General features: G+C 47.8%; 11 protein-coding genes. 10 read left to right on the top strand and 1 reads right to left on the bottom strand.

Annotated elements, in window-relative coordinates:
• Positions 1 to 24 precede the first annotated feature (24 nt).
• From KQJ23_RS10810 to KQJ23_RS10830, 5 genes are all read left to right on the top strand, one after another.
• Complete coding sequence (locus KQJ23_RS10810; RefSeq protein WP_216478894.1) at positions 25 to 921, top strand: carbohydrate ABC transporter permease; 897 nt, start codon at positions 25 to 27, stop codon at positions 919 to 921.
• Positions 921 to 1,754: a carbohydrate ABC transporter permease gene (locus KQJ23_RS10815; RefSeq protein WP_216478895.1), complete on the top strand. Its 834-nt coding sequence runs from the start codon at positions 921 to 923 to the stop codon at positions 1,752 to 1,754. The genes KQJ23_RS10810 and KQJ23_RS10815 overlap by 1 nt, the downstream gene beginning before the upstream one ends.
• A 35-nt stretch (positions 1,755 to 1,789) precedes the next feature.
• Complete coding sequence (locus KQJ23_RS10820; protein ID WP_216478896.1) at positions 1,790 to 2,758, top strand: glycoside hydrolase family 43 protein; 969 nt, start codon at positions 1,790 to 1,792, stop codon at positions 2,756 to 2,758.
• 698 nt (positions 2,759 to 3,456) lie between these two features.
• Positions 3,457 to 4,998, top strand: coding sequence for a response regulator transcription factor (locus tag KQJ23_RS10825; protein ID WP_216478897.1), 1,542 nt, complete (start codon positions 3,457 to 3,459; stop codon positions 4,996 to 4,998).
• Between the two features lie 173 nt (positions 4,999 to 5,171).
• Positions 5,172 to 7,976 carry a glycoside hydrolase family 3 protein gene (locus tag KQJ23_RS10830; RefSeq protein WP_216478898.1) on the top strand — a complete coding sequence of 935 codons (2,805 nt, stop codon included), beginning with the start codon at positions 5,172 to 5,174 and terminating at the stop codon, positions 7,974 to 7,976.
• A gap of 49 nt (positions 7,977 to 8,025) precedes the next feature.
• On the opposite strand, the gene KQJ23_RS10835 is transcribed toward KQJ23_RS10830, so the two are convergent.
• Positions 8,026 to 8,928, bottom strand: a complete 903-nt coding sequence (locus KQJ23_RS10835) for an AraC family transcriptional regulator (RefSeq protein WP_216478899.1) — start codon at positions 8,926 to 8,928, stop codon at positions 8,026 to 8,028.
• Between the two features lie 138 nt (positions 8,929 to 9,066).
• Here KQJ23_RS10835 and yicI point away from each other — a divergent pair, with 138 nt between their 5' ends.
• From yicI to KQJ23_RS10860, 5 genes are all read left to right on the top strand, one after another.
• Positions 9,067 to 11,388 (top strand): alpha-xylosidase, encoded by a 2,322-nt coding sequence (gene yicI, locus KQJ23_RS10840; RefSeq protein ID WP_216478900.1) that lies wholly within the window; start codon positions 9,067 to 9,069, stop codon positions 11,386 to 11,388.
• Positions 11,389 to 11,554: 166 nt separating this feature from the next.
• The gene (locus tag KQJ23_RS10845; RefSeq protein ID WP_216478901.1) at positions 11,555 to 13,333 is read left to right on the top strand and encodes a cache domain-containing sensor histidine kinase; all 1,779 of its coding nucleotides are present in this window, start codon (positions 11,555 to 11,557) and stop codon (positions 13,331 to 13,333) included.
• 92 nt (positions 13,334 to 13,425) lie between these two features.
• A complete protein-coding gene (locus tag KQJ23_RS10850; RefSeq protein WP_216478902.1) occupies positions 13,426 to 14,406 on the top strand; it encodes an ABC transporter permease in 981 nt (326 codons plus the stop codon).
• Between the two features lie 13 nt (positions 14,407 to 14,419).
• A complete protein-coding gene (locus KQJ23_RS10855) occupies positions 14,420 to 15,322 on the top strand; it encodes a carbohydrate ABC transporter permease (protein WP_216478903.1) in 903 nt (300 codons plus the stop codon).
• A gap of 191 nt (positions 15,323 to 15,513) precedes the next feature.
• Positions 15,514 to 17,250 carry an ABC transporter substrate-binding protein gene (locus KQJ23_RS10860; protein ID WP_216478904.1) on the top strand — a complete coding sequence of 579 codons (1,737 nt, stop codon included), beginning with the start codon at positions 15,514 to 15,516 and terminating at the stop codon, positions 17,248 to 17,250.
• Positions 17,251 to 17,258 lie beyond the last annotated feature (8 nt).

A 17,258-nucleotide genomic window follows, 5' to 3' on the forward strand; every position in this document is an offset into this window, starting at 1 on the left:
CTCTTTAAAGAGGAGGAGAGGACTATGATAAAGAGGTTCCTGTACTCGCAAAAGGTTGCGCCTTATGTGTTCGTACTTCCTTTTATCGCTGTCTTTTTGATTTTCTGGGTTTATCCGCTTGCAAGTTCATTCTCGATGAGTTTTCAAAAGCTGACACTCGGTCAGGAAGCGGAATGGGTTGGGTTTGATAACTACTCAAAAATGATCACGGATGGAGTTTTTTTCAAGGCAGTAACTAACAGCGTCATTTATATGATTCTTACTCTGATCATCTTAATTCCTTTTCCGATGTTATTTGCAGTTCTGATCAACAGCAAGTTCATGTGGGGAAGAGAGTTCTTCAAATCCTCCTTCTTCTTTCCTGCATTAACTTCAGTCGTTGTCGCGGGTACGATTTTCCGTCTAATGTTTGGAGAGATGGAAACCTCGATGATCAATAGTATTCTTGGGTTTTTCGGGATGGATCCGGTCAAATTTTTAAAAGGCCAGATTACGGGCTATGTTGCCCTGCTGGTCCTGGCTACCTGGCGCTGGACAGGAGTAAACATGCTTTATTTCTTATCAGGTTTAAAAAACATACCTGATGATTATTACGAAGCGGCGGCCATTGATGGGGCTTCCAAGGTTCAACAATTTACGAAAATCACCATGCCCTTGCTTAAGCCGACGACCGTTTATGTGCTTACGATCAGTATTTATGCCGGTTTAGCGATGTTCATTGAGAGTATGATGTTGTGGAATGGCAATAATTCCCCGAAAAATATAGGTCTTACGATCGTGGGTTATTTGTACCGTCAAGGGATTGAGAAAAATAATCTGGGTTATGCGGCTGCGGTGGGAATTGTTCTGCTTGCCGTTACGATGATTATCAATTTGACGCAGTTAGCGTTCAGCGGCCTCTTTAAAAAGGAGGATAACTGATGAGAAAAGAAGTTGCGTTCAAGGCGGTTCTCTTTTCACTTTTCTCCATTCTTTGCATCCTGGTACTTATTCCGTTCTATGCGATTGCATTAGCTTCTTTTAAACCCGGAGAAGACCTTGTGAGAAATGGCTTGAATTTGAGCTTTGATTTAGGCCGTATGAGTCTGGACAATTATATTTTTCTATTTACCGGCAGTCATTCTTACTTTACATGGTTCTTCAATTCGGTTTTTTTAACGATCGTTCAAGTAGTACTTACCTTATTTGTCAGTGCCACCGTGGCATACGGGTTTTCAGCCTATGAATTTAGAGGAAAGAATTTTCTGTTTATCTGCGTGCTGCTCATCATGATGGTTCCCTTTGAAATATTGCTGCTGCCCTTGTACAAACTCACGAATGATCTTGGCCTTATGAATACTTATTCCGCAATTGTTCTGCCGGGAATAGCGGGAGCCGCGACGATCTTTTTCTTCCGGCAATATCTCAGCGGAATTCCGAGGGAGATTATTGCTGCCGGCCGTGTAGACGGGGCGTCGGAATACGGCATATACATGCGTCTCATTCTGCCGATCATGAAGCCTTCCTTCGCTGCAATGGCTATTTTGAACGGCATGAACAGCTGGAACAACTTCTTATGGCCGTTTATGGTGCTTAGCAATTCCAATAAATATACGCTGCCGATCGGTCTGAAGACACTGCTTACGCCGTATGGGAACAACTATGATTTGCTCATCGTGGGTTCTTTTTTCTCCATCATCCCCATCTTTATTTTGTTCATGGCCTTCCAGAAGTACTTTATTGACGGGATGACGGCAGGAGCGGTGAAAGGCTGATAAAAAAGGATTAAAAGGATAAAGGAGAAACCGATATGAATACAAAGAGAGAATACAAAAACCCCATTGTTCTGCAACGAGCCGATCCTTGGATCTATAAGCATACAGACGGATATTATTACTTCACCGCATCGGTTCCGGAATACGACCGGATCGAATTGCGCCGGTCTGCCACGATTCAAGGGCTGCAAGGCGCAGCTCCAAAGGCGGTGTGGCATAAATATGATGCCGGTCCGCTTAGCGCCAACATTTGGGCACCCGAGATTCACTACCTTCAAGGCAAATGGTACATTTATTTTGCGGCAGCCAGAACGACGGAGACGCAGGATGGTTTGTTCGATCACCGGATGTACGTGCTGGAGACGGGGGCGGAGAATCCGCTAGAGGGAACGTGGATCGAGAAAGGACAGGTGCATACCCGCTGGGAGTCCTTTGCCCTTGATGCGACTGTGTTTGAACACCGGGGAGAACTATACTATGTCTGGGCGCAAAATGATCCTGAGATCGAGGGGAATTCCAATTTGTACATTTCCAAAATGAGCAATCCATGGACGCTGACAGGCGAGCAATCCATGATATCGACGCCTGAGTATGATTGGGAGAAGATCGGCTTTCTCGTCAATGAGGGCGCAGCTGTATTGAAACGAAATGGACGTATTTTTATCGCTTATTCAGCGAGTGCGACGGACTTCAACTATTGCATGGGCTTGCTTGCTGCGGATGAAGATGCGGACTTGCTGGACCCTACGTCGTGGACGAAGTCACCGGTTCCGGTATTTCAGACCAATGAGGAGACAGGCCAGTATGGCCCGGGTCATAACAGCTTTACGGTATCGGAGGATGGAAGGGACGTGCTTGTCTATCATGCACGGAACTACAAGGAAATTGTAGGGGACCCTCTCTATGATCCGAACCGGCACACCCGTGTCCAATTGTTCGGGTGGAAGGATGACGGAACACCGGATTTCGGAGTGCCGGTAAAGGATCACAGCGTGCAGAAGTGAGTGAACGGGTTTGAAGAGGACCGTCCGGGGAAGCGGGCGGTCCTTTTTTGTGCGGCGCACATGAGCAATTAATCATTCGGAGGCGATGAAAGTTCGTTGGAGGAAGCAGCCTTCCGATTTGAGGATTCAAGCTCCTGAGGTTCCAAGGACTCCAAGGGACATGCACACCTTTTCGGCGAAGTCTCCTACCCGATTTTACGGACATTACGTCTTCTTAGAACTAACTTTTGATGGTGATGGAGATGAGTGACGAAAATGTCCGTTAGAGAATCCGACGGTACGGTTTCGATTCCGGCTGGTGCCTGGAACGAAGCAGTCGCGAAGGAGTTTTCAGGGTACGTGGTGGGTATAAAACGAGCGGGGAAAAGGAGCTCCCGTTGTCCAAGGCTCCCCAAAGCAGCGCCAGACCCAATCACGCACGACCTGTCACGCATGGCCCAATCGCACAAGGCCAATCTCGCTTAACCACGGCTAGCTTGCGCTAAATCGGGACAACGGCATTGGTTGTCGAGCCCAAGCGCAATATAGTGCAACAATTCAACAGAATTATGTTTGTTGGAATTTTATTAAAAGTTATAATTATAAGTAACAGAGGATGTAAACGTTACACTAATCTTAGAATCTATTCCTCAAAAAAAGAGCATAATTTCACATGAAATAGGGCTGCCGAGTCTATGCCGGCGGAAAGGAGATCAGCGATGATTCAGGTGTTAATTGTCGATGACGAACCCAAGCTCCGTGAGGGCCTTCGCTCGTTCATTGATTGGGAAGCGTATGGGTACTGCGTGGTAGATACAGCTTCTAACGGCAACGAAGCATTGGAGAAATACCAACAGCTCAGACCAGGACTGGTAATCGCTGATATTCGCATGCCGGGGATGGATGGGCTCCAATTGATCGGTCATCTTCGGGAATTGGATCCCTCCTTGCATATCTTGATTTTGAGCGGCTATGCCGATTTTGAATACGCAAAAAGGGCAATACAGCAGCGTGCCGACGGTTATTTGCTTAAGCCGGTTGATGAAGATGAGCTGATTGATTATTTGGGCACGATCAAATCCCAGATTGAAGAAGAGAGCCAAGCGGAACAATGGAGACTTACAACAAGAGAATGGGGCAGAGAGTCTTTTATCCTCTCGCTGATGGTGGAGCATCCGGGAGATCCGGAGCAGCTTTGGAGCCGGGCAGAAGAGCTTGGACTGGCTTGGAAGTGCTATCAGGTGCTCTTGCTATCTACGGTTCTAGATGAAACGGATTATGGAGAGAAGCTCGCTGCGGTCAGAACTGCGATGACCCGCTTGCTGGAGGCAAAGGGGCGGGGATATGTATTCTCCCATCATTCCCAAATCGGTGTTTTGTTGAATGACCCGATTCTTCCGGTGGAATGGACTGAATTATATTCGAATATCCGAAATGTGGTTGAAGCATTGGATATCGATTTTTCCCTAGCTCTTGGTCCGAAGGTGTGCAGGATCGAGGAGGTTGCCTATTCCTATGGCGTGGCCAACAGGCTGAACAAGAACCATTTCTTTTTAGGCAATGACCGGTTGTTGACAGAGGAACTGCTTGTGGAGCAAAAGTATGACGGAGGTGCTTCGGTTCATGAGTTGGATGAACAGATCTTTTACGCTGTCGAAATTGGTAACCATGAGCTGGTAAAGCAACTGATTGAACAAAAAGGGGCTTGTTATATCTCCGAGGGACTTACAGAGGAGCAGATCAAGCTTCACTTTGCGGAAATGCTGACGGCCCTGTTAGGAAGAGCAATCAAGCAGTCCCAGGAGCTTCAACAGCGAAACAGGGAGTTCACGGAATATTTGTCTGATATATATAAGGCATGGACATTGAGTGAAGTCTATGAGAAGGCGCAGCAATTCCTTAAGAAAATGATGAGCGAGCTGGGCTCGAATGAATGCAGCAAGCACCAGGAAGTCAAGATGATGCTGGAGCTGATCCATCGTAATTACAATGAGAACCTCAAGCTGGAAACCTTATCGGGCATCTTGAACTACAATAGCGCCTATCTGGGCAAGCTATTCAAAAATGAGACGGGTGAATATTTTAACACCTATCTGGATAAGGTGCGGATTGAGAAAGCCAAGGGCTTATTGGAAGAAGGCTTGAAGGTGTACCAGGTTGCTGAGCGAGTGGGCTATACCAATGTCGATTACTTCCATAGTAAGTTCCGGAAATATGTGGGGACCTCCCCTTCTGCTTATCGGAAGACATCAAATAATTAGCATGAGATGAAGAAGAGGGCCGCACTCGGCCCTCTTCTTCTAGTTCTTACTGATTTTCATATGAAAAGAGTACAAATTTCTTAAGTATTAAAGCCCTTACAAGTCAAGTTATGATAGTTGCGGAGAGATATAATAGCGCTTTCAAAAAATAGGATAGAAACGGGGTTTGCTGAATGAATTTCCCATTTCAAAATGCTGATTTGCCTTTGGAAGAACGGGTTAACGACCTGGTCTCAAGATTTACCCTCGATGAGAAAATCGAATTAATGTGCCAATACCAATCCGAAATTCCGCGGTTAGGAGTCAAAAAATATAAGCATGGCACAGAGGGAGCACACGGTGTTGCGTGGCTGGGTGAGGCGACGGTCTTTCCTCAAAATATCGGACTTGCCTGTACCTGGGATCCCGATCTGATGCATGAAATTGGATCGGTCATTTCCGAGGAAGCCCGGATTTACTATCAACGTGATCCTGCTGTGAATGGATTGACTGTTTGGGCGCCAACCGTCGATATGGAGCGGGACCCGCGGTGGGGACGTACCGAGGAAGCCTATGGAGAAGACCCGCATTTGACGGGACGCCTTTCAACAGAGCTTGTAAAGGGAATGCAGGGAGATCATCCTTTTTATTACAAGACGGTCGCGACCTTGAAGCATTTTTACGGCAATAATAATGAAATTGATCGCGGCAGCGCTTCGGTTAGTATTGATCCGCGGAATAAACGGGAATATTATTTGAAGGCTTTTGAACCTGCATTCCGTGAGGGGAAAGCCGGGTCGATGATGACGGCTTATAACGGGATTAACGGGACGCCGTGCAACCTGAATCATGAAGTGAATGAGATTGTGAAAAAAGAATGGGGCATGGATGGATTTGTCGTCGGAGATGCCGGAGATGTGCTGGGGACCGTAATGGATCATGGATATGTCCAATCTTACGCTGAGGCCGTGGCTGGATCCGTCAAAGCAGGAATCGATAGCATTACGGACGAGCAAGATATCTCGTTCCGGGCGCTCCGTGATGCTTTGGAGCAGGGATTGCTGGAGGAAAGCGATCTGGATCATGCCCTGCGCAATACCTTCCGTGTTCGCTTCCGTCTGGGGGAATTTGATCCGGTTGATCGGAATCCTTACAGCCACGTTCCGGAATCGAAGCTATGCGCACCGGAGCATGCGGATTTGTCGCGCAAGGCAGCCCAGAAATCAGTGGTTCTCCTTAAGAACAACGGAATTCTTCCGTTACCTCAGGAATTGGAATCTATCGCTGTATTGGGTCCGCTTGCGAATGAAGCTTATACGGATTGGTACAGCGGTACACCTCCTTACCGGATCACACCGCTTCAAGGCATTCAGGAGAAGCTGTCAGAGAAGGACAAGGCTCGTTTCCATACAGGGCTGGATAAGGTGAGAATTCGCGAGGCAAAGAGCGGCTCTTATATTCGTATTATGAATGGAGAAGAAGCTATGCTCGTTGCTGACGGTAAGACAGCCGAATCCGCCGAGGCCTTTGAGCGCAACGATTGGGGTTGGGAGAACACAACTTTCCGTGCTGTAACTACGGGCAAATATATTACCGAAGGTGAAAAGGGATTGCAGGTCACGGCTGAGGAAGCGCGAGGTTGGTTTGTTAAGGAATCCTTCCAGCTTGAACCGGCGGAGAATGGCCAGATCATCCTCAAATCCTGGGAAGGGAAACCGGTTATTCTGGACGGCGCTCGATTGGTAGTCTCTTCCGAACCTGATGCGGCCGGAGCAAAATTTCTGATCGAGCGTATTGAGGACGGGATCGCAGAGGCTGTTCGTGCGGCAAAGGCTTCCAAGCGGGCGGTGATTTTTGTGGGCAACAGTCCTTTTATCAACGGAAAAGAAACGATCGACCGGCCTGATATCGTGCTCCCTGCTGATCAGCAAGCCTTGATCAAAGCGGTTCATGAGGCTAATCCGAATACCGTTGTCGCTATCGTTGGCAGCTATCCGTTTGCTGTTAATTGGGAGCAGGAGCATGTACCGGCGATCCTGTTCACCTCCCATTCGGGACAAGAACTCGGACGCGCTATCGGTGATGTGTTGTTCGGGGACTACAATCCGGCAGGGCGGCTCAATATGACCTGGTATAAATCAACAGACCAACTCGCTGATTTGATGGATTACGATATTATCAAGGGCAAACGAACCTACCAGTATTTTGATGGAGAGGTTCTGTATCCTTTCGGACATGGGTTGAGCTATACGGAGTTCGCCTATGAAGAATTAAGCCTTGATAAGGAGACGATTGGAGCAGATGAGACTGCAACAGTCTCTGTTCTTATCCGCAATGTCGGCGATACTGCGGGAGAGGAAGTTGTTCAGCTCTATGTCAGAGCAGATCAATCTCGTGTTACACGGCCGCTAAAGACACTTGCCGGATTTAGACGAGTCCATCTTGATGCGGGAGAAGCGAAGAGGCTGGAATTTAAGCTTCCGGCATCCGAGCTGGCCATGTGGGATGTAACCCGGGATAAATATACAGTAGAGCGTGGCAACTACACGATTATGATCGGAAGCTCGGCAGACTCCATCCAAGCGGATACAGTACTCCGAGTCGATGGTGAAGTGATCCCGCCCCGTTCGTTGCGGCAGCCGACACGTGCAGTTAACTATGACGATTACGAGCAGGTATATATTGACGAATGCCGTGAGGGTGGGGAAAGTATTGCTTTGTCTAAAGAAGAGGGATGGATTCTGTTCCGGGATGTGGAGCTGGGAACGGGTGCATCTTCCTTTGAAGCTAGAGTAGCCGGAGGAATTAAAGGTGGCGGTATTCAGATTGTGCTGGACCAACCGGATGGGAAAGCTGTTTCTGAGCTGAAGGTCATTCCAACCGGAGGCAGCCAGGCTTGGACTACAGTGGCTGCTGAACTCGATCGCATTAGCGGACGGCATGATGTCTATTTGAAGCTTCAAGGAGAGCTCCGCATCAGTTGGCTCCAGCTGAACTAAATACAGGGAGAAGTCAGACACCGCAGGAGCAGGTTCAAGCTCCTGCGGTTCAGGCTTCGATCTGTTCCAGCAATCGTTTGCGGAATTCGGAAGGAGAGCAGTTCATAGCTTTTCTGAATACCCGAATGAAGTAACTGATATTGTCGTAGCCGGCTTCGAGGGCCACGTCCGATATTTTTCGGTTCGGATCACGCAGCATCTCGGCAGCCTGCCGGATCCGGTAAGCATTAATGTAATCCATTGGCGTCTGCCGGGTCATGGACTTGAAGAAACGGCAAAACTGTCCTTCACTCATAGGAATTAGTGCGGCAAGCTCAGCGAGTCTGATCGGGTTACTGAAATTCTCCTGGATATATTGAATCACTGTTTTCAAACGCTCAATTTTGAAGGAATCGCTCCGGCTGCCTGCTTGACGATTGCAAGCTTGGCCAGAGGCCGTCATTCCAGCAATCATGAGGTATAAATGTCCTTTGACAGCGCCTTCATAACCAAGCGCCTTATCATTGCAGCATTGCATGATGGAATAGATATGCTCCAGCAGCACATTCATTCCGGGTTGATGCGATTGAATATGACGGGGGAAGGTCGCCTTTTTTTCCTGAAGGGGTAGAATAAGGTTCTCCTGGACGGCATCATAATGAGCACTCGCCAGCAGCTGGGTATCAAATACGAGCGAAAAGAAGCTGCACCCGTGCTCTCCGTGGGCATGAGCCGCATGGATATCACCGCCATCGATAAAGACGGCTTCTCCGGCGCGGACGAGAAAATAATCGGTATCCACCTGGAACATGGTCTCGCCTTGCAGACAGTAGAAGAACTCGGCTTCTTCATGCCAATGGCAATCGATCACATGCTCACCGGGTCCATACTGATACCAGTACGTACCAAGGGGAAGATACTCATTTCCGTGCATTTTGCTCTCCTTCAAGGAGCTGCGCATTGCCTGATCCATAGGAAATCGTTCCTTTCATCAATATTGTGTTAAGTAATCGTTGTATTCTGTTAGTTTCGTTGTTTTTTAATCAGTATAATGCAATTGTAAACCAAATTGCGGTACTAATACAAGCGATATGAAGGGTGGCAATGAACCATGAAATTTACAGACGGTAACTGGTTGATTCGAGACGGATATTCCTTGTCGACAGCAGTTCAAGCCTACGATTTTATACATGAAGGACACACATTGACAGCCTCTGCGTCAACGGCACCATTACGCGGTCGGGGAGATATGATCAATTCAACACTGCTTACGATTTCTTTTCATTCCCCGCTGCCGGGGGTTATCGGCGTCAAGCTGGTTCATTTTGATGGAACCGTGGATCATGGACCTAACTTTGAACTGACAAAGAGCGAAGATCACGCAGTGATTACCGAGACAGAGGATTATGCGGAGCTCAAGAGCGGCGACCTTAGCGTACGCATTTCCAAGGGAGCCCAATGGTCAGTTGACTTCTACCGGGACTCGCAGCGCATTACAGGCAGCGCCTTCAAATCGATGGCACATATTACAGAGACAGCTACCGGGACGACGTTCATGCGTGAGGAGCTTGATCTGAGTGTAGGAGAATGGGTATACGGCTTGGGAGAGCGTTTTACCTCCTTTGTGAAGAACGGTCAAATCGTTGACATTTGGAACAAGGATGGCGGAACCAGCTCTGAGCAAGCCTATAAGAATATTCCGTTTTACATCACGAACAAGGGTTACGGCGTATTCGTCAATGATCCGGGCGGCGTCTCCTTTGAAGTCGCTTCTGAAAAGGTAAAGAAGGTCCAGTTCAGCGTGACCGGCGAAGTTCTGGAATACTTCATCATTGATGGTCCGGAGCCGAAGGAAGTATTGAACAAATACACTGCCTTGACCGGCAAGCCATCACTGCCTCCAGCATGGACGTTCGGATTGTGGCTGACCACTTCGTTTACCACGAATTACGATGAAGCTACTGTAAATTCCTTCGTGGATGGCATGGCAGAGCGCGATTTGCCGCTGCACGTATTCCACTTTGACTGCTTCTGGATGAAAGAGTTCCATTGGACGGATTTCAAATGGGATGAGCGCGTATTCCCGGATCCAGTGGGTATGCTGAAACGCTTGAAGGATAAAGGGCTGAAGATCTGCGTCTGGATCAATCCATATATCGGTCAGCGTTCGCGCTTGTTCAAGGAAGGTAAGGAGCGCGGCTACCTGGTGAAGAAGCCGAACGGAGACGTATGGCAATGGAACCTCTGGCAGCCTGGCATGGCTTTGGTTGATTTCACCAATCCTGAGGCATGCGAATGGTTCGCCGGATATCTTCGTGAGCTTGTGGATATGGGAGTCGACAGCTTCAAGACAGACTTTGGCGAGCGGATTCCTACCGATGTCGTATACCACGACGGTTCTGATCCTGTGAAGATGCACAACTACTATACGTATCTCTACAACAAGGTGGTATTCGACGTCCTGGAAGAGAAGCTGGGCAAGAATGAAGCGGCATTGTTCGCTCGTTCGGCCACTGTCGGCGGACAGAAATTCCCGGTTCACTGGGGCGGCGATTGCTACGCGGATTATGAGTCGATGGCTGAAAGCCTGCGCGGCGGCTTGTCGCTTGGATTATCAGGCTTCGGCTTCTGGAGTCATGATATCGGCGGCTTTGAGAATACCGCTCCGGTTCACGTATTCAAGCGCTGGTTAGCTTTTGGTCTTCTTTCCAGCCATAGCCGGCTGCACGGAAGCAGCTCCTATCGGGTGCCTTGGGCTTATGATGATGAAGCTGTCGACGTAACGCGCTTCTTCACGAAGCTGAAATCCAGCCTGATGCCGTATCTGTTCGATACAGCGGTTTATGCTACAGAAAAAGGAGTTCCAACGATGCGGGCAATGTTCCTGGAATTCCCGAACGACCCTGCAGCGGAAACGTTGGACCGTCAATACATGCTGGGCGACTCCTTGCTGGTTGCTCCGGTAATTAGTGAAAATGGTGAAGTTTCTTACTACCTGCCGGAAGGGGCATGGACTCACCTTCTCTCCGGTAAAGTGGTTGACGGCGGCAAATGGCATAAAGAGACTTATGATTTCATGAGCTTGCCATTGTTCGTTCGTCCAAACAGCATTCTTCCGATTGGCGCCAATGATCTGCGTCCGGACTACGACTTTGCTGATGGGGTTAACCTAAGATTGTATCAGCTGGAAGAAGGCGAAACCGTCTCGCGCACCGTACGCAATATGAAGGGTGAAGCGGAGCTGACCGTCACTGCGGTACGGAACGGCAAGACCGTCTCCGTACAAGCGGAGGGTGCAGGTAAAGCCTTCACGCTGTCACTCTATGGCATGGGTGAAGCTGCATCTGCTCAAGGTGCCGAGTTAACAGAATCCGGCTTGTTGACTGTTGCAGGCTTCAGCGGAAAAGCAACAGTAGAAGTTACGTTGAAATAAGCAATGGAATTGCTTCCTGCTCCACAATTCATTAAAGTTTAAAATAACGAATCATTTATAACGCTCGATGGCCTGAATATCCCCTTTTAAAATAAAGGGGATATTCGGCCTTTTTGCGATATAAAAGAGATCGTTTTCAAGGCCGGAAGCCAAAGGAGAATCTGCCATGCTTAAAATAGCTGCGATGTTTATCAATAATCTCAAGCTGAAACACAAATTGATCGTTACCTATCTTCTGGTTGTTATGATCCCAGTGCTGATTGTTGGGGGGAGTGTGGTCGGGTATTTTCGGGAGCAAGCCATGAACAGGGCCATTGAGCAGACGACCAACAATGTGGAGAAAATAAAAACCCAGTTGGGTAATATGCTGCGCGCGCCTTTGGATGTTTCGGACACCCTATTGCTGGACACGGATTTGGAGCGCGTCATTACGACCCGCTATGAAAGTGTGCTGGAACTGACACGCGCTTATTTGAATTACAACGGGTTTGCGCAATATACGCGTCTATACCGGGAAATTGCCGGGGTTCGATTCTATTACGAGAATCCGACACTCATTAATAACCTCGAGTTGATTCCGGTGGATGAAACGGTGCGGGAGACCGAGTGGTATCAGGAAGCCATGGGGACGCGAAGCGTAAGATGGATTTATATGAATGATCCTGAAGTCATACCGATCAACAAGCTGAGCCTGGTCCGGCAAATGCCATATGCGGATCGTCGCGCCAACGGGGTTCTGGTGGTATCTATGGATCAGCAGGAATTGAACGGGATGCTGCTTCAAGAGCCCTTTGAAACACTGATTGCGGATGAACGGGGATATGTAGTAGCTGCCAAAAACCCGGGCTTTGTAGGAAAAACGCTGGAGAGGCTGGATTATGGTGTAGACCTGGATCAGCAGGAGAAGGGAACCTATAAGCTTGAGATTCGCGGGGAGCCTTCCTATATGATCGTGGACGAGCTGATCCCGGAGCTCAGCAGCAATAGTCTGAAAATTATATCCGTCTTCAGTACGGAGTCTATTGTCAAGGATGCGAACAAGGTCAGTTATATTGGATTACTGATTATTTTGCTGGTGCTGTTAATTGCGCTGCTCTTCGTCTATATCGTTTCTGTACTTACGACAAATCGCTTGCTGCGGCTTAGCCGGCATTTTAATCGTCTTGCGCTAGGGGATCTGCATGTCGCGTCCGTGATTGACGGGAATGATGAGATCGGACAATTGTCGCGGCAGTTCAATTATATGGTGGAAAGCATCCGTTCGCTGATGAATCAGGTGGTGGAGAAGAACGAGCAATTCACCGCATTGGAACTGGCTCAGCGTGAGATCAAGCTGAAGATGATGGCAAGCCAGATCAATCCGCATTTTCTGTTTAATGCGCTGGAGTCGATCCGAATGAATGCCCACATGAAAGGGGAAAAGGAGATTGCGAATGTCGTGCGTCTGCTTGGACGCCTCATGCGCAAAAATTTGGAGATTGGCCGGGAGAAGACGCCGCTGAAAGAAGAACTGGAGATGGTTCGATCCTATCTGGATATTCAGAGATTTCGTTACGAGGACCGCCTGCAGTATGAAATCGATGTGGATGCTTCAGTTATGGATTTTCGGGTTCCTCCGTTAATTATTCAACCTCTTGTGGAGAATGCAGTTGTTCATGGGGTTGAAGACAAGGTAGACGGTGTAAAGGTAGCTGTCAGCATCCGGAGGCTGGAAGAGCTGCTCGAAGTCAGCGTCAAGGACAACGGAATGGGAATGACGCCTGAACGTCTTGAAGAAGTAAAGGAGTCAATCATGGCCTCGGAGGAATCAGAGAAAAACCGCATCGGATTACGGAATGTCTATCAGCGGTTAGTGCTCACTTACGGGGAGAAGCATGGCCTGAATATTGAAAGCAGATATGGAGAAGGAACCCTGATTATTTTCACAATACCACTGAATCTCTAATTTTTATATGGTTTTTGCATCAATCTATCGGGTATTTGAAAACGCTTTTTTTATCTAAGATTAAACTATAAAAAGAAGGGGGGATTGGACACATGGAAACGCTGTCAGCTAAGAACGAATCTGATTTCTCAAGCGTAACCCCTTCTCCGCCAAAAAAGCGGAAGAAAGGTTTCTGGCAGATTCTCGTCCAACAAAAATATCTTTACCTCATGTCCTTACCATTTGTAATTTGGTGTTTTGTATTTAACTATTTACCGATTTGGGGCTGGACGATGGCCTTCCAGAATTATAAACCGTCCAAGTCGTTTGGTGAACAACAATGGGTCGGATTTAAGCAATTTATAGACCTGTTCCAGGATGAACGGTTCTATCTTGTATTAAGAAACACTCTGGCGATGAGTCTTATGGGACTGGTCTTCGGATTCGTAGTACCGATCTTCTTCGCTGTATTTCTGAACGAGTTGAAGGGGACGATCTTTAAAAGAACGGTACAAACCGTATCCTATCTCCCTCACTTCGTGTCCTGGGTTGTCGTAGGCGGGATTATCACTAAGATGCTATCGATCGACGGCGGGATTGTGAATGAGCTGTTGCTCACATTAGGCGTAATCAATGAACCGATACAGTTTATGGCCCAGGGGAAATGGTTCTGGGGGATTGTAACCGGTGCTGATATATGGAAGGAAACCGGCTGGAATGCCATCATTTATCTGGCGGCGATCACCGGGATTGACAAGGAATTGTATGAAGCGGCCCGCGTGGACGGAGCCGGACGACTGCGTCAAATCTGGAATATTACACTTCCGGGCATTCGGACAACGATCTCGGTATTGCTGATTATGTCGATCGGCCATTTGATCGGGATCGGCTTCGAGAAGCAGTTCCAGCTTCAAAATTCGCTCGTGTTGGATTATTCCGAGGTGTTGGATCTTTATGCGTTGAACTATGGGATAAATATAAGCCGATTCTCCTACGGTACGGCTATCAGTATGTTCACCTCTGTCGTAAGCGTTATCTTGCTGCTCACGGCAAACGGCATCATGAAGAAAACGACCAAGGAAAGCATCATGTAAAGGAGGGGACAAAATGGCGGCTTCAAAAGCATTTAACGCTACAAGATCAGAAAAAGTGTTTGATCTCTTAAACGTAATTTTAATGACTGTTATCCTAATCGTCACTTTGTATCCGTTCCTGAACGTGCTTGCGATTTCTTTGAACGATTCAACGGATACCGTACGGGGCGGCATTTATCTGTGGCCTCGCGAGTTCACTCTGGAGAACTATAAGACAATCTTTAATTATACCGGCCTGATCCAAGGCTTCAAGATATCCTTGCTAAGAACAGTTGTCGGTACAATATTCGGGCTGATCAGCTCCTCGATGCTAGCCTATACACTCAGCCGCCCCGACTTCCGTTCCCGAAAGTTCGTATCGACCTTTCTGGCTCTGACGATGTATTTCTCGGGCGGTCTGGTTCCGGGGTACATGCTGATGCGTCATCTGGATCTGATCGGTACATTCTGGATCTATGTATTACCGGGTGTCGTAAGTGCGTTTAACGTATTTATTATCCGGTCCTTTATCGATGGATTGCCTTACGCTTTGCAGGAATCAGCGAAGCTGGACGGAGCGAATGATTTCACGATCTATTATAAGGTCATCCTGCCGCTCTGCAAACCGGTATTGGCGACTATCGCGCTATTCCTGGCGGTAGGACAATGGAATTCCTGGTTCGACACCTATCTGTATAACGGAAACAAACCGCATCTGACGACATTGCAGTACGAATTGATGAAAGTACTCGCCAGCACCAACCAGGGCTCGGGGATGGTTAATGCCAATGATATGGCGAATCTGATGGCTCAGGTATCGCCTGAATCGATCAAGATGGCAATTACAATTGTTGTCACGTTGCCGATCCTTCTGGTGTATCCGTTCCTTCAAAGATACTTTGTATCGGGTATGACCTTGGGTGCAGTTAAGGCCTAAGTCCTTGCCTCCCTTACTCCGCAGAGCGTAAAGCAAGCTCTGCGGAACCGGGAGGAGATCAGAGCAGCCCTTTTTTTAAATCCGTTATGTAAGCCCTTACTTGACAAGGCGTGCGGATAAGCCACGGTATAAACAGGCAATGCCTGATATACAATATGCATCAAAAATAATGAATCAGGGGGAAAGTAGACATGAAGTGGAAAACTCCAAAAACCTTTGCAGCTCTCTTGCTGGCCACTACATTGCTTATCGGCGGTTGCGGTAACTCCGGCGACAACGCTTCAAGCAACACAGGCAGCACAGGAAACACTGGCAATAATGCGGAAAATTCGCAAAACGCAGCAGAAGATACCAGCCCGATTACATTCACCTTCTTCGGTGCGGACGCGAGTCCGAACTGGAACAATATGCAGGATGAAGTGGGTAAAGTCATCACCGAAAAAACCGGCGTTACGATTCAAGCTGAATATGATGTAGGCAGCGGCGGCGGCGAACAAAAAATCGCGCTCATGACGGCAAGCGGCGACGTGCCTGATTTCATTTTTGCAAAAGGCAGCTTGTCCAAGCTTGTTGATGCAGGACTTGTACTTGACCTGACCGATCTGATTGAAGAACATGCCCCTAATATCAAGAAGATTCTGGGCGATAACATGAATCGCATGAAATACAGCAACGACGATCAGTCGATTTATCAGATTACAACAAATATGGGTGTCGACCAACAATCCTTTGATGCAGGCGGCGGATTTGAAATTCAACAGCGTGTACTGAAAGAATTCGGTTACCCAGAAATTCGCACAGTGAAGGACTTTGAAGACATTCTTAGAAAGTATAAGGAGAAATATCCTGAGACTGACGGACAACCTACGATTCCTCTCACATTGAATGCCGATGACTGGAAGATCATGATTACTGTAACAAACCCTGGGTTTATTTCAACAGGAGCTCCGGATGATGGTGAATACTATGTAAATCCGGAAACTTATGAAGCCCAATTGCACTACAAGCGTCCTGAGGAAAAAGAATACTTCCGTTGGCTGAACCATATGTACAACGAAGGTCTTCTCGATAAGGATACTTTCGTCCAAAAGGATGACCAGTACAAAGCGAAGATTGCAAGTGGACGCGTACTTGGCTTGATCAGCCAAGAATGGGAATACCAAGACGGCGAGAACGCGTTGAAGGCAGCAGGCAAGGATGAGTATACCTACGCTCACTTCCCTGTCACGCTGACTGAAGATTATGTAGACCATTCCTTCCAGCCTGCAGGTCTCGATGGATCTGGTATCGCTATTTCGACGAAATGTAAAGATCCGGTTCGTCTGATTAAGTTCCTCGACTGGCTCGCTTCTGAAGAAGGTCAAGTATTGATGAACTGGGGTATTGAAGGCAAACACTACAATGTCGAGAACGGCGTTCGTGTAGTTCCGCAAGAAATTCAAGACAGAAAAGTGAATGACACCAATAACTTCAACAAAGAATCCGGTATCAGCTTGTACACTGCAATGACTGTTCACTATGGTGATGGTGTGAAGGATTCGACGGGCAACTACTATACAACGAACTTCCCTGAACAAATCGTTGCGGGCTACACTGAAGCTGAAAAGGAAACCTTGGCTGCTTACGGAGCAACGACCTGGAAAGATCTGTTCCCGCAAGAAAGCGACTTCGAGCCGAAAGAATGGGGCGCTCTGTACAACATGCCGGTTCCAACGGATGGCGATTATCAAGTAATCTACCAAAAGACACAAGACATTATCCGCAAGCGGATTCCGGAAGCCGTTCTGGCTAAGCCAGACCAATTCGACAAGATCTTTGATGACTTCCTTGCCGAGCTGGATAAAGCCGGTGCAAAGGAAATGGAAGCGGAATATACAGCACTTGTGAAGAAGAGAGTATCGCTCTTCACAGGTAAGGATGTACAATAAATCTAATA

This window comes from Paenibacillus brevis (assembly GCF_018919145.1).
Taxonomy (GTDB): domain Bacteria; phylum Bacillota; class Bacilli; order Paenibacillales; family Paenibacillaceae; genus Fontibacillus; species Fontibacillus brevis.

Coding starts and splice junctions, on each gene's coding strand:
- KQJ23_RS10810 (WP_216478894.1), top strand. CDS start 25: ATGATAAAGAGGTTCCTGTACTCGCAAAAGGTTGCGCCTTATGTGTTC.
- KQJ23_RS10815 (WP_216478895.1), top strand. CDS start 921: ATGAGAAAAGAAGTTGCGTTCAAGGCGGTTCTCTTTTCACTTTTCTCC.
- KQJ23_RS10820 (WP_216478896.1), top strand. CDS start 1,790: ATGAATACAAAGAGAGAATACAAAAACCCCATTGTTCTGCAACGAGCC.
- KQJ23_RS10825 (WP_216478897.1), top strand. CDS start 3,457: ATGATTCAGGTGTTAATTGTCGATGACGAACCCAAGCTCCGTGAGGGC.
- KQJ23_RS10830 (WP_216478898.1), top strand. CDS start 5,172: ATGAATTTCCCATTTCAAAATGCTGATTTGCCTTTGGAAGAACGGGTT.
- KQJ23_RS10835 (WP_216478899.1), bottom strand. CDS start 8,928: ATGGATCAGGCAATGCGCAGCTCCTTGAAGGAGAGCAAAATGCACGGA.
- yicI (WP_216478900.1), top strand. CDS start 9,067: ATGAAATTTACAGACGGTAACTGGTTGATTCGAGACGGATATTCCTTG.
- KQJ23_RS10845 (WP_216478901.1), top strand. CDS start 11,555: ATGCTTAAAATAGCTGCGATGTTTATCAATAATCTCAAGCTGAAACAC.
- KQJ23_RS10850 (WP_216478902.1), top strand. CDS start 13,426: ATGGAAACGCTGTCAGCTAAGAACGAATCTGATTTCTCAAGCGTAACC.
- KQJ23_RS10855 (WP_216478903.1), top strand. CDS start 14,420: ATGGCGGCTTCAAAAGCATTTAACGCTACAAGATCAGAAAAAGTGTTT.
- KQJ23_RS10860 (WP_216478904.1), top strand. CDS start 15,514: ATGAAGTGGAAAACTCCAAAAACCTTTGCAGCTCTCTTGCTGGCCACT.